The organism is Sphingomicrobium nitratireducens, assembly GCF_026157035.1.
Lineage (GTDB): Bacteria > Pseudomonadota > Alphaproteobacteria > Sphingomonadales > Sphingomonadaceae > Sphingomicrobium > Sphingomicrobium nitratireducens.
In genome coordinates this window covers 230,351-243,031 of the sequence record NZ_JANJZA010000001.1, presented here as the reverse complement: position 1 = coordinate 243,031, position 12,681 = coordinate 230,351, and the positions used below count along the sequence as shown (strand labels likewise).

The window sequence follows — 12,681 nt, the reverse complement described above, 5'->3', positions numbered from 1 at the left end:
GGCATGGAGACCCGGACCGCCCCGACCCCGCTCGAGCAGTTGCGCGCCGACATGGCGCTCAAGGTCGCCGAAAATGCGGTGTTCGACGGCTGGACCGCGAAGGCGGTCGAGGCGACTGCGGCGCAGATGGAGGTCGATCCGGCGAAAGCTAAGCTGGCCTTCCCCAAGGAGCCCGCGGCGATGGTCGCCGCGTGGATCGAGGCGGTCGATGCCGAGATGGCGCGGCGGTTGCCGCCCGAGAAGCTGGCCGCGATGAAGATCCGCGACCGCATCCGCGCATTGATCTGGACCCGGCTCGAAATCGCGGGCGAAGCGCGCGAGGCGGTGCGGCAGGGCCTGTCGATCCTCTCGATGCCGAAGAATATCCCGCTCGGCCTGTCGACCGCTTGGCACAGCGCCGACGTGATGTGGCGGCTGGCGGGCGACAGGGCGACCGACTTCAACCACTATTCCAAGCGCACCATCCTTTCGGGGGTCTACGGCGCGACGCTGCTCGCCTGGCTCGACGACGAAAGCGAGGGGTGGAGCGAGACCGCTGCATTCCTCGACAGGCGGCTCGCCGACGTGATGAAGTTCGAGAAGTTCAAGGCAGAGTGGCGCGGTCGTGCCGAACAGCGTCCCAGTCTGGTGCGGTTCCTTGGAAGGCTGCGCTACCCGCCGCGCTGACCCTTGAAGTAAATACAGATTAACCGCATGCTTCCCGACGGCGCCGCCTCGTGCGGTGCCGAGTCTGTAACAAGGGGGTAAGCTTATGCGTACCAAGACGATTTTCGCCGCATCGATGATCCTGCTGGCAACGCCTGCGATGGCCGGCGGCAATGCCAACAGCGGACCGACGGTCGGCAACTGCATTTCCGACATGTTCTACGGGAACGAACCCAATCCCGTCGGTATTCCGAGCGACACGAACACCGGGCCTGCCGAGATGGAACCGGGCACCAAGGGAGGGCAGATCCTGCCGTCCGCATCGCCCGGACCGTTCGTCTATAATGGCGGCGATCCCTATTTCGGGCTGACCGTCGGCGGCTTCCGCAAGGAATATGGCATGACCCTGCCCTCGGCCTGCCGCGACTATCTCGACGACGACGATTGAGTCTGGCTTCGCGCCTTCGTTATTGATAATCAGTCGCAATGACGAAGGCGCACCCCTCGGATTCGCTGGCGCTCGACCAGCTTGCGATCGGCACGTCGGCCGAGATTTCTTCGATCGACTGGTCGTTGCTGGCCGAAGGCGATGCCAATCGCCTCAAGCATTTCGGGTTCGACGAGGGCGTGGCCGTGACCGCGCTGCATTCGGGCCCGTTCGGGCGTGATCCGCTCGCGGTGCGTGTCGGCCGCATGACCGTTGCCATCCGCCGCGCGCATGCCGCCGCGGTTCGCGTCATTCCCCGCGCCGCGTGACCTCCCGCCCGCTGATCGCCGTCGCCGGCAACCCCAATGCCGGCAAGAGCGCACTGTTCAACGCGCTGACCGGCGCGCGCCAGAAGGTCGGCAATTATCCCGGCGTCACGGTCGAGCGCCACGTCGGCAAGCTTGGCCTGCCCGGTGCGGGCGAGGCCGACATCGTCGACCTGCCGGGCGCCTACGCGCTCGAGGCGCACAGTCCCGACGAGGAAGTCACCCGCTCGGTGCTGCTCGGCGAGGGCGAATATGAGCGGCTGCCCGACGCGATCGTGATCGTGCTCGACGCCTCCAACCTCGACAACCACCTGCGCTTCGCGCTGCAGCTGATCGGGCTGGGCCTGCCGACGGTGGTGGCGCTCAACATGATGGACCTCGCCAAGCGCGACGGGCTCGAACTGGATTCGGCCAGGCTGTCCGAGGAACTCGGCGTGCCGGTGGTCGAGACGGTCGCGGTGCGCCGCCGCGGGCTCGACGATCTCAAGGCCAGGCTCGACGAGGCGCTCGCATCGCCGCGCGAGATTCGCGCCGGCGAGGGGCCCGAGGAAGACCCGCTCGCGCTCCAGCGTCATGCGCGCCGCATCGCGCTCGCCGCGATCGTGTCGGAGACGCCGGTGCGCCGCTGGACCCACCGCCTCGACAGCATCTTCCTCCATCCGGTGTGGGGGCTGGCCATCCTCGCGGTCGTCCTGTTCACCATCTTCCAGGCGGTGTTCGCCTGGGCCGCGCCGCCCGCCGACTGGCTCGAGGGGCTGGTGATCGCGATGGGCGACTGGGTCGCGCGCACGCTGCCCGACGGTCTCTTCAAGTCGATGATCGTCGACGGCCTGTTCGCGGGCGTGGGCGCAGTGGTCGTCTTCCTGCCGCAGATCCTGATCCTGTTCCTGTTCATCCTGGTGCTCGAGAGCACCGGCTACATGGTCCGCGCCGCCTTCCTGATGGACCGCATCATGAGCCATGCGGGCTTGAACGGGCGCGCCTTCATCCCGCTATTGTCGAGCTTCGCCTGCGCGGTGCCCGGCATCATGGCGACGCGCACCATCGACGATCCCAAGGACCGGCTGACCACGATCCTGATCGCCCCGCTGATGACCTGCTCGGCGCGGCTGCCGGTCTACACGCTGATCATCGCCGCCTTCATTCCCGACCGGCCGGTGGGACCGGGCATCGGGTTGCAGGGACTCGTCCTGTTCGGGCTCTACCTGGCGGGCATCGTCGGCGCGCTCGTCGTCGCGACGGTGCTGCGCCGTACGGTCGTGAAGGGCGGGGGCTCGGGCTTCATGATGGAGTTGCCCAAGTACCAGATGCCCCAACTGGCCGACGTCCTCATCGGCCTGTGGCAGCGCGCGCGCATCTTCCTGCGCCGTGCGGGCACGATCATCCTTGCGACCACGGTCATCCTGTGGGCGCTCGCCAGCTTCCCGAAAGCGGGCCCCGGCGAAAGCCAGGTCGAGGCGTCGATCGCGGGCAAGATCGCGGGAGGGATCGAGGTCGTGGTCGCACCGATCGGCTTCAACCGCGACATCAGCCTCGCATTGCTTCCCGCCATGGCCGCGCGCGAAGTCGCAGTCGCGGCGATCGGCACGGTCTACGCGCTCGATGCCGAGGAAGAAGAGGGCCTGCAAACGCTCGAGGAGCGGCTGGCGGGTCGCTGGAGCCTTGCCACCGCGCTCGCCTTCCTCGCCTGGTTCGTGTTCGCGCCGCAGTGCATCTCGACCATCGCGGTGACCCGCCGCGAGACGAATGGCTGGAAGTGGCCGCTCTTCATGACCGGCTACCTGTTCGCCATCGCCTACGCGGCGGCCGGGATCACCTACTGGACCGCGGTCGCCTTCGGGCTCGGCTAGATTTTTCCCGACACCGAGAAGGCGAAGATGCGGCCATATTCGCGCGCGCGGCTCTCGCGGAAGGCGAGCGGGCCATCGCGCCGGTCGACATACGCCTCGCGCCAGTAATTGTCGGTACTGTCGAGAAGGTTGTAGACGCTCGCCCGCACGGTCATCCCGGCGACATCCTTGTGCTCGACGAACAGGTTGGCGTTGGGGGTCTTGTTCCAGCTGCGCGAGACCTGCTCGAGCCGATAGAAGGGGCTCTGGCGGAATTGCGAGATGCCCGCGCCCCAGGCCCAGTTCGACCCGGGCACGTCGTGGCGCAGGTTGACGTTGTAGTTGTGCCGCAGGCGCGCGGAAATCTCGCGCGTCGTGCCGAGCAGCGGATCCTCGATCCGCGTGTCCTGCCAGCCCCCGTTGAAGTCGATCTTGGCGCCGCGCCAGCCGAGCTTGTCGAGCTGCAGCGTGCCTTCGCCCCCGATGTAGAGCGCGGTGGCGAGCGGCACGTTGCCGAGCGCTTCCTGCGTGTCGGAGATGGGGATCGTCTCGATGAGGTCCTCGATGCGCGCATATTCGACGAACGGCTTGATCGCACCCCAGCCGGGTACGCGCTTCAACGCCTCGACGCGCATGCGCCAGCGCTGCGAGGGGACGAGGCCGATATTGGTCCCGCGATCGACGTCGTCGGCGAGGTCGACCGCGGCGAGGAAGTCGAAGAAGCTGAGCTGGTCAACGCGGCGTTCGATCTCGGCATTGACCGACAGGGTCGGCGAAGCGCGCCATGCGAGCGACAGCGATCCCTTGGGACGTACATATTCGCCCGAGCCCTCGCCCGCCTGTCCGGAGACCGCGAGGCGACTGAATTCAGCGCCGAGGTTGAGCTGCATTGTCAGCCCTTCGGCGATCGGGCGCCCGTAGCTGACGATCGCCTCGGCGCGTTTCTCGGTGATGGTCGCGTTGGCGCCGGGGAGCGGGATCTCGAACTCGTCCATTCCGGCGGGTTCGAGGAACAGGTAGGCCTCGCTGTCGAGCTTGTTGTAGGCGCCCTCGAGGCTGACCTGCCAGTCGGCGGGCCCGCCCTTCCAGCGATATTCGGAACGCAGGATGCTCTCCGAACTGTCGAGAGTCTGCTCGAAGCGATCGCGATTGCCGTTCATCGCGACGAAGCGGTTGATGGTGGGCGAATGCTCGAAGCTCTGCAGGCCGATCGTCTTGAGCCTGCCGCTGCCGAGCGCGAATTCGTAATCGCCGCCGACCTCCATCTCCCACGCCCGCGTGCTCGACCGGAAGAGCTCCTCGCCGAGGGCGTTCCCGTCGGGGTCGAAGATGTCGCCCGCGATGCTGTTGCGTCGATGCTCGAGCGCGCCGGTTGCGTTGAAATTGAGGATGTTGCCGTTGAGCGCCGTGCGCGACAGCGAGGCGCGCAGGCGCGGCTGGTCGCCGTAGTAGCGGCCGAATTCGTCGCGGCTGAGCAGCAGCGTGCCGTCGGGGGCGTAGACATATTCGGGGCCCCAGTGCCCCTGGCGCGGGCTCTCGTTCGACAGGCTCGCGCTCCATTCGGTAGCGCCGCTTCGCCCGTTGAGACTGACCTCGGCATCATAGAGCGTGTCGGGAAGATTCTTGCGCAGCTGCGCGCTGTACGAGAAGTTTCCGCCGATCGAGCTGGCGCGATAGACGATGTTGGCGACCGATCCGGCAAGACCCGGAATGTCGAGCGTCGCGCCGTCGAGGATTTCGATGCGGATGACGTCCTTGGCGTCGATGCGCGACAGCGCCGAGGCAGCGTCGTTCGACTTGCCTGACATGCGCTGCCCGTTGAGCAGCACGTTCTGGCTGGCCTGGCCTAGGCCACGCTGCCCCTGGTCGGTGCCACTGATCGAGAAGCCCGGGATCTGGCGCACCATGTCGAGCGCGCTCTTGGGCGCGTATTGTGCGAGGTCATCGTAGGTGAAGACGCGGTTGGCGAGCGCCAGCTGGCTGCCGACGACTTCGCTGGTCGCCGGGTCGAACGCCTCCTCTCCCGTCTCGCTGGGCGTGTCGCCCGACGCAAATGCCGGGCTCGCCAGCGTCATCGCGGCAAGGCTCGCGCCCAGCATGAATTTCGTCATCGTCGTGATGGATGTCGCTCGCATCCTGCTCTCCTTGGCCCTGTTGAGCGTGCCGGCCTTTTGGGGAGAGGCACCGACGCGCAACACTGCTGGAGGCGCTCAGGCGCTGAATGGCATATGAACCTGAAGGGCCCGTTCGATGAACGGGCGAGTGGACTTGTCCAACGGGCGTTGGCGTCGACCAGCGACGAACGGATGCCGCGCGGTCCGGACCAAAAGACGCGTGACTTCGAGGCGGCGCCTGCCTATCCCTGATCCTCGAAATTCTAGCGAAGGAAACGAGAATATGGCGGGCGTCAACAAGGTCATCCTGGTCGGCAATCTCGGGGCGGATCCCGAGGCGCGGAGCCTCAACAACGGCGGGGAGGTGGTGAACCTGCGCGTCGCGACCTCGGAGACGTGGAAGGACCGCGACGGCAACCGCCAGGAACGCACCGAGTGGCACTCGGTCGCGATCTTCAACGAAAATCTCGGCCGGGTCGCGAAGAACTATCTGAAGAAGGGCTCGAAGGTCTATCTCGAGGGCCAGCTGCAGACGCGCAAGTGGCAGGACCAGTCGGGCAACGACCGGTACACGACCGAGATCGTGCTGCAGCGCTTCCGCGGCGAACTCGTGCTGCTCGACGCGCGCGGAGAAGGCGGCGGCGGAGGCAGCGGATACGGCAACGAGGGCGGCGGCTTCGGTGGCGGCGGCTATGGCGGCGGTGGCGGCCAGCAGCAGCAGCGCCCGCAGCCCGCGGCGTTCGACAGCGACCTCGACGACGACGTGCCCTTCTAGGGCTCACGCCGCCTAGTCGGGCTTCTGCATCTTTTCCTTCAGCGCCGCGAGCGCGGAGAACGGGCCGGCTTCCTCTTCGGTGAGGACGCCGGCCTCTTTCAATGCGGCATCGGCGCCCGCGCTGCGCGGATAGGGATCGAGCGCGAGGCTGAGCGTGTCGGCGATCGCATCGCCCAGGGCAAGGGTCGCGCCATCGTGGAAGACCGTGTCGAGATCTTCGCCGCCAAGCTCCACTTCCTCGTCCGCATCGCCGCCGCTTGGGCTCGGCACGAAGCGAAGGTCGAACGGCTCGTCGATGCTCGCGGCCACCGGGTCGCCGGTCGCGATGCAGGCCTGGTCGGCTTCCGCCATCACCCGGCCCCGCGCGGTGATCGTCGCGCCGTCGAGCGTCAGCGTGAGCTGCGCCTCGAGACGGTCGAGCGAAAGGAGGCGCAGGCGCTTCGCGATCGCCGCGCGGTCCTCCTCGTCGGCGACGAGATGAAGATGGTCGCCGTCGCGGATCGCGTTGATCCGGACGGGGTCGAAGAAATCGCTCACGGCCAGCGTCCCCTGATGATCTCGCTATCGTCCGCACCGGCCAGTCGTTCCTGGAAGCGGCGCAGTTTTTCGCTCGACATCGTCAGCGCGCTCTCTTCGGCCTCGGCGTCGCGATAGACGCTCCAGCGGACGGCTTCGATCCAGCCTTCGCCGCCGGCGATGGCAGGCCGCCAGCGCTCGACCCGCGCGGCCAGCGCCCCGACGAGGCTGCGGACCTGCTTGCCGAGCGACGGATCCCCGAACCCTGCCTGGCGCATCTGAGCGTCCATGTCCTCGATAAAGAGCTCGGTCAGGTGCACCGAAGCATGGACCGCCTCCTCGCCGCCGTCCTCGAGCCGCAGGATCGCCAGCGCGACGAGGGTCGAGAGCAGACCGAAGCGTCCGTCCATCGTGTCCGGCACCTTGCCGCCGAGATACCAGTCGGGCTGGCGCGCTTCGGCAACGAGCGCCGCGTAGGCGTCGCGGGGCCACTTGGTGTCGTTACGCCTGAACAGGGTCGCGAGACGAGGCATCGTGCCCTCCTATTTCGACGGCGCCCTTGCGCCAGCCGCCGTGGCCCGCATATTGAGCCGAAACGCGCGCCGCAAGGGCGCGACGATTCTTTTGCGAGGCACAACATGGTCGACTTCAAGCGTATCCTCCTTCCCGCGGCGCTCTGCGTCTCGCTCGCGGCGTGTGCGGGCGTCCGGGATTCGAGCGGCTACATCGCGATGCCCGAGCTGGTGGACGCGGTCGAAGTCGGGATCGACAACAAGGCCTCGGTCGAACGCACGCTTGGCCGCCCGACCTTCACCGGGCAGTTCGACGACAAGAACTGGTATTACGTGACGCGCCAGACCTCGCAGTTCGCGTTCCGCAAGCCCAAGCTCACTGACGCCTCGATCATTCACGTCCAGTTCGACGACGCCGGCAATGTCGCCGTGGTCGACCGCGGCGGCCCCGAACTGGCGGTCAACATCGACCCCGCCGGCGGCAAGACCCCGACGCTGGGCCGCGAGAAGAGCTTCTTCGAGGAACTGTTCGGCAATATCGGCTCCGTCGGCCAGGCCGGCATGCTCGCCCCCGAACAGACCCAATAGTCCTTCCCGCGCGGGCGCTGGACGGCACCTTGCCGGGGGGCGCTCGCGCGCGTAAGCCAGCGGCATGACCGTCCAGCCCGCCGGCATGACCTATGCCCAATTCCTCGACCTCGAGCGCGTGCTCGGGGCGCAGCATCCCCAGTCGGAAATGCACGACGAGATGCTGTTCATCATCATCCACCAGAACAAGGAGCTGTGGCTCAAGCAGCTGCTTCACGAGGTCGCCTACGCGATCGATCTGCTGCGCGACGACCAGTTCGGGCTTGTCCACAAGACGCTGTCCAGGGTCAGTCGCATCCAGACGGTGATGACCTTGTCGTGGGACGTGCTGACCACGCTGACTCCGGTCGATTACATGAAGTTCCGCCACGTGCTCGGAACCGGATCGGGCTTCCAGTCGGCGCAGTTCCGCGAACTCGAATATCGGCTCGGGATCAAGGATCCTGCCTATCTCGAAATCAACGAGGGCGGCAGCGAGGCACGCCGGAAGCTCGAGAAGGCGCTCGAGGACCCGAGCCTGTGGGACGAGGCGGTCGCGGCGCTCGGGCGCGGCGGGTTCGATGTCTCGGACGACGACGCGATCCGCGCTTCGTGGCTGGACATCTACCGCAACGCCGATGCCCATGTCGGGCTTTACGGGCTGGCCGAGAAACTGGTCGACATCGACGAGGCGCTCGCCGCCTGGCGCCACCGGCACGTGCTGATGGTCGAGCGGGTGATCGGCATGAAGCGCGGCACCGGAGGCTCGGCCGGCGCGCCTTACTTGCGCTCGACGCTGACCAAGCGGGCGTTCCCGCTGCTGTGGGACCTGCGCACCGAGATATGAGCTTCAAGCGCCTGTTTTCGGCGAGCCTGAGCGCCGCCCCGGGGCGGCTCCACATGGCCGCGCACAGTCACCACCTGTGGCCCGACGCGAGCCGCGTGGGCCAGTTGCGCTGCTGGGACGATGCCGCCGCGCTGGCCGACACCAAGTGGGACACGGTGATGGGCGAGGTGTGGCCCGAGGCGGCCGCCGGCGTCTCCGCCGAGCTCGGTCTCGGCACCGCGGCCTGGCGACAGGTCGTGTTCGCCGCCAACACGCACGATCTCATCGTGCGGCTGGTCGCGGCCTGTCCGCGCGGTGCAGGCGGCGCGCTGCGCATCCTCACCACCGACGGCGAATTCCACAGCGCGCGGCGCCAGTTCGCGCGCTGGCTCGAGGCGGGTGAGATCGCGGTCGAGACGGTCCCCGTCGAACCGTTCGACAACTTTGCCGAGCGCTTCCTGGAAGCGGCTTCGTCGGGCGCGCATGACATGATCTTCGTCAGCCACGTGCTGTTCGGGAGCGGGCGGATCGTCGATCCCGTCGATCCTATCTGCGAGCTTGCGCGTCCCGAGGGACCGTGGGTCGCGGTCGATGGCTATCACGCCTTCATGGCGCTCGAACACCCCTTCTCGCGCGCCAACGCGGACAAGGCCTTCTATCTCGGTGGCGGCTACAAATATGCGATGGCGGGCGAGGGGATGGGGTTCATGACCTGCCCGCCGGGCTTCGGGCCGCGTCCGCCGATCACCGGCTGGTTTGCCGAGTTCGAGGACCTCACCCTGCCGCCCGGCATGGTCGGCTATGCCGAGGACGCGATGCGTTTCATGGGCGCGACGTTCGATCCGTCCGCCCTCTACCGCTGGAATGCGATCCGCGGGATGCTGATCGCGGAAGCAATCGATGTCGCCGACACCAATGCGCATGTCGCGGAGCTCCACGAGAAACTTGTCGACGGGCTGGGCGAGACCGTGTTTGCCGGGGCCGACTTGCTCAACCCGCTCGACGGTCATCCGCATGCGCGGTTTCTCGCCTATCGTCACGCAGACGCGGCGCGCTGGTGCGATGAACTCAAGGCGAAAGACTGCATCACCGACGTGCGCGGCGACGTGCTGCGGGTCGGGCTCGGCCTCTATCACGACGAGGCTGACATCGATCGGTTCGTCGCGATGGCGAAGGGCCTCGCGTGACCCGCGCCGCGCAATCCAACCGCACCGTGATGATGGCGATGCTCGTCATCGCCTACACGCTCAACTTCATCGATCGTCAGATCATCGGGATCCTCGCCGAACCGATCAAGCTCGACCTCAAGCTGTCCGACGGCCAGCTCGGCTGGATGGGCGGGACGGCCTTCGCGCTCTTCTACACCGCGCTCGCCATCCCGGTGGCGCTGCTCGCCGACCGCAAGAACCGCAGCTGGATCATCACCATTGGGCTCGCCTTATGGAGCGGGGCGACCGCGCTGTGCGGCATGGCGATGAATTTCTGGCAATTGTTCCTCGCGCGCATGAGCGTGGGCGTGGGCGAGGCGGCCGGGGCCGCACCGGCCTACTCGCTGATCAGCGACCTCTATCCCGCCGAGGCACGTGCGCGGGCGCTCGCCATCTTCTCGCTCGGCATCCCGCTCGGCTCGGCGCTGGGTGTGCTGTTCGGCGGCCTCCTCGCCGCCACGGTCGACTGGCGCGCCGCCTTCATCGCGGTCGGACTGGCCGGACTGGTCTTCGCGCCCATCTTCAAATTCTTCGTGCGCGATCCCGGCCACGGCCATGCAGCCGACGGCGTGTCGGAGGCGGCACCCTCGGTCGGCACCGTGTTCCGCACCGTTGCCGCCAAGCCGAGCTTCTGGATGCTCGGGTTCGGCGCTGGCCTCGCCAGCATGGCAGGCTATGGTTTCGCCTTCTGGATCCCAAGCTTCCTCGCACGCAGTTTCGAACTGTCGCTGGTCGATCGCAGCTGGCTCATGGCGGGCATGTTCGGGGTCGGCGGCGCGGTCGGTATTTATGCGGGGGGCGTGCTGGGCGACCGGCTCGGCGCGGCGCGCGTCGGGGGTTATGCGAAGCTGGTCGCGATTGCCTTTGCGGTGACGCTGCCCGCCTACCTGCTCGCCTTTTCGAGCACCAACCTGGCCGCCAGCTTCTTCCTGTTTCTCGTCCCGACCGCGCTGTCGCTCATGTGGCTGGGCCCGGTGGTGACCGCCATCACCAAGCTGGTTCCCGCGCGCATGCGCGCCACGGCATCGGCACTGTTCCTGTTTATCAACAACCTGCTCGGCCTGGGGCTCGGATCGCCGCTGATCGGCGAGATTTCCGACGCGCTGACCCCGGTCTACGGTGACGAGGCGCTCCGCTACTCGGCGATGCTGGCCACGTCGGTCTACGCGGCCGCCGCATTCCTGATGTGGCTCGCCTCGCGTCGACTGGATCGGGACGTCGTCGAGCGCTGAGAGGGAACGCGACCCCCGACTTGCCCGTTTGGAGCCTCCGAGAGGAGTGAATCCATGCGTTATCTCAGTTTGATCGCGGGCGCTGCGGCGCTCGCCGTGACCGCGCCACTGGCTGCACAGGGGCACGGAAACAAGGACAAGGACCGCGGCGGCCATCAGGATCGCGGCGGCCACGGCAAGGAAAAGTCACACAAGGCCAAGAAGGCCGATCGGGTGCGTGTCTCCCACGACTCCGAGTCGCGCGGGCGCGCAAAGGTCGAGAAGGAACGGGGGCGCTCCTACGCCCGCGCCGAGCGCGGCGATCGAGTCTTCGTCGTCGACAAGCCCGGCCGCCGTCAGGCGCCGTCCGTGTCGGCGCGCCGGGTCAAGGCCGACGTCAGGGTCGACCGCCATCCCTCGGCAAAGTGGCGTTACGGCGCGTCGGGGCTGGGAACGGCTGCCAGCTGTCCCCCGGGCCTCGTGCCGATGAGCTACGGCTGCATGCCGCCCGGGCAGGCAAAGAAGATGTGGGGGCAGCAGATCCCGCAAAGCTATGCCGACCGCCGGCTGGTCGGGCCCTATGCCGCCTGGTTCGACGAGGATGACGACGGGTTCCGCTACCGGATGGGCGACGACTATATCTATCGCATCGCTTCGGACGGGATCGTGCGCGGCCTGATCCCGCTCTACGACCGCCCGGGCTATTATTATCCGGTCGGGACCCGCTATCCGCAGGCCTACGACTTCTACAACGTGCCGATGCAGTACCGGACCTATTATTCGGATCCGTATTACCGCTACGGCGACGGGGCGATCTACCGGGTCGACCCGGAAACACAGCTGATCCGTTCGGTGGTCGCGCTGCTTGCGGGCGATCTTGCGGTAGGCCAGCCGATGCCGAATGCCTATTCGGTCTACAACGTCCCGCTGACCTACCGGTCGACCTATTATGACACGCCGGACAACTGGTATCGTTACAATGACGGCTACATCTATCGCGTCGATCCGACCACCATGCTCGTGACCGAGCTGGTCAAGGCGATCATCTGAGGAAGGAAGTCTCCATGCGTTTCATGATCATGGCCGCAAGCGCGGCCCTGGCGCTTGGCGCCTGCTCGGACCAGACGCCGGCACAAGAAGCGCCGACCTCTGTCGAGGCGGACGCCGATCTGTCAGACCTGGTGGGCAAGGACGGCAAGTTCGGCGAGGCGATCGAGGCGGCCGGTCTCGGCGACGTGCTCTCGGGCGTCGGCCCCTACACCGTGCTCGCCCCGTCCGACGCGGCGTTCGATGCGCTCCCCGCCGGGGCGTTCGATGCGCTGATGGCCGAGGATGCGCGAGAGCAGCTCGGCCAGGTGCTCAGCTACCACATCATGCCCGGCACCATTCTCGCCGAGGATATCGGGAAGGCGATCGATGCCGGGGGTGGTAGCGCCACGCTTCCCACGCTCGGTCCCGACACGTTGACCGCCAAACGCGACGGCGAGGCGATCGTGCTGACCGACGGTGCGGGCGGCGAGGTGCGCATTACCGAAAGCGACGTGGAAGGCTCGAACGGGGTCGTCCACCGCGTCGACGGCGTGCTCATGCCGAGCTGACGCTTCCAACGGTTGCGGTAATCGAGGGCGCCTCCCCGCATAAAAGGGGGGCGCCCTCTTCTTTGGTCCGGAACGGATCGGACGCTGCTCGTCTTCTCGCTTGCATTTCCGTAGCCCAAAAAGGGAA

Annotated in this window: 14 protein-coding genes; 11 read left to right on the top strand and 3 right to left on the bottom strand. The window is 67.0% G+C overall.

All coding sequences use genetic code 11. From position 1 onward, the window contains the following. Positions 1-3: 3 nt before the first annotated feature. The 4 genes from NNY25_RS01180 to feoB all read left to right on the top strand — a co-directional run bounded on the left by NNY25_RS01180 (position 4) and on the right by feoB (position 3,248). On the top strand, positions 4-666 hold the full coding sequence (locus NNY25_RS01180) for a COQ9 family protein (protein ID WP_265569529.1): 663 nt from the start codon (positions 4-6) through the stop codon (positions 664-666). A gap of 85 nt (positions 667-751) precedes the next feature. Further along, on the top strand, positions 752-1,093 hold the full coding sequence (locus tag NNY25_RS01175; protein ID WP_265569528.1) for a hypothetical protein: 342 nt from the start codon (positions 752-754) through the stop codon (positions 1,091-1,093). A 38-nt stretch (positions 1,094-1,131) separates the two neighbouring features. Beyond that, positions 1,132-1,401, top strand: a complete 270-nt coding sequence (locus tag NNY25_RS01170) for a FeoA family protein (protein ID WP_265569527.1) — start codon at positions 1,132-1,134, stop codon at positions 1,399-1,401. Further along, positions 1,398-3,248 carry a ferrous iron transporter B gene (gene feoB, locus NNY25_RS01165; RefSeq protein WP_265569526.1) on the top strand — a complete coding sequence of 617 codons (1,851 nt, stop codon included), beginning with the start codon at positions 1,398-1,400 and terminating at the stop codon, positions 3,246-3,248. The genes NNY25_RS01170 and feoB overlap by 4 nt, the downstream gene beginning before the upstream one ends. Here the strand turns inward: feoB and NNY25_RS01160 are convergent. Beyond that, complete coding sequence (locus tag NNY25_RS01160; protein WP_265569525.1) at positions 3,245-5,362, bottom strand: TonB-dependent receptor plug domain-containing protein; 2,118 nt, start codon at positions 5,360-5,362, stop codon at positions 3,245-3,247. The two genes, feoB and NNY25_RS01160, sit on opposite strands and share 4 nt — an antisense overlap. A 262-nt stretch (positions 5,363-5,624) precedes the next feature. Between NNY25_RS01160 and ssb the strand changes: the two genes are divergently transcribed. After that, complete coding sequence (gene ssb, locus NNY25_RS01155) at positions 5,625-6,116, top strand: single-stranded DNA-binding protein (RefSeq protein WP_265569524.1); 492 nt, start codon at positions 5,625-5,627, stop codon at positions 6,114-6,116. A 12-nt stretch (positions 6,117-6,128) separates the two neighbouring features. On the opposite strand, the gene NNY25_RS11555 is transcribed toward ssb, so the two are convergent. Both NNY25_RS11555 and NNY25_RS01145 read right to left on the bottom strand, forming a co-directional pair. Then, complete coding sequence (locus NNY25_RS11555; protein ID WP_265569523.1) at positions 6,129-6,653, bottom strand: YceD family protein; 525 nt, start codon at positions 6,651-6,653, stop codon at positions 6,129-6,131. Continuing rightward, entirely contained in the window at positions 6,650-7,165 is a 516-nt protein-coding gene (locus tag NNY25_RS01145; protein WP_265569522.1) for a ubiquinol-cytochrome C chaperone family protein, read from the bottom strand. The genes NNY25_RS11555 and NNY25_RS01145 overlap by 4 nt, the downstream gene beginning before the upstream one ends. 105 nt (positions 7,166-7,270) lie before the next feature. Here NNY25_RS01145 and NNY25_RS01140 point away from each other — a divergent pair, with 105 nt between their 5' ends. The 6 genes from NNY25_RS01140 to NNY25_RS01115 all read left to right on the top strand — a co-directional run bounded on the left by NNY25_RS01140 (position 7,271) and on the right by NNY25_RS01115 (position 12,554). Continuing rightward, a complete protein-coding gene (locus tag NNY25_RS01140; RefSeq protein WP_265569521.1) occupies positions 7,271-7,732 on the top strand; it encodes an outer membrane protein assembly factor BamE in 462 nt (153 codons plus the stop codon). A gap of 64 nt (positions 7,733-7,796) precedes the next feature. Then, complete coding sequence (locus tag NNY25_RS01135; RefSeq protein WP_265569520.1) at positions 7,797-8,558, top strand: tryptophan 2,3-dioxygenase; 762 nt, start codon at positions 7,797-7,799, stop codon at positions 8,556-8,558. Next, a complete protein-coding gene (locus NNY25_RS01130) occupies positions 8,555-9,724 on the top strand; it encodes an aminotransferase class V-fold PLP-dependent enzyme (protein ID WP_265569519.1) in 1,170 nt (389 codons plus the stop codon). Before NNY25_RS01135 ends, NNY25_RS01130 begins: the two co-directional genes overlap by 4 nt. Positions 9,725-9,753: 29 nt before the next feature. After that, a complete protein-coding gene (locus NNY25_RS01125) occupies positions 9,754-10,977 on the top strand; it encodes a spinster family MFS transporter (RefSeq protein WP_276591690.1) in 1,224 nt (407 codons plus the stop codon). Between the two features lie 54 nt (positions 10,978-11,031). Continuing rightward, on the top strand, positions 11,032-12,006 hold the full coding sequence (locus NNY25_RS01120) for a hypothetical protein (RefSeq protein ID WP_265569517.1): 975 nt from the start codon (positions 11,032-11,034) through the stop codon (positions 12,004-12,006). 14 nt (positions 12,007-12,020) lie between these two features. Continuing rightward, entirely contained in the window at positions 12,021-12,554 is a 534-nt protein-coding gene (locus NNY25_RS01115) for a fasciclin domain-containing protein (protein WP_265569516.1), read from the top strand. The last annotated feature ends 127 nt before the right edge of the window (positions 12,555-12,681 follow it).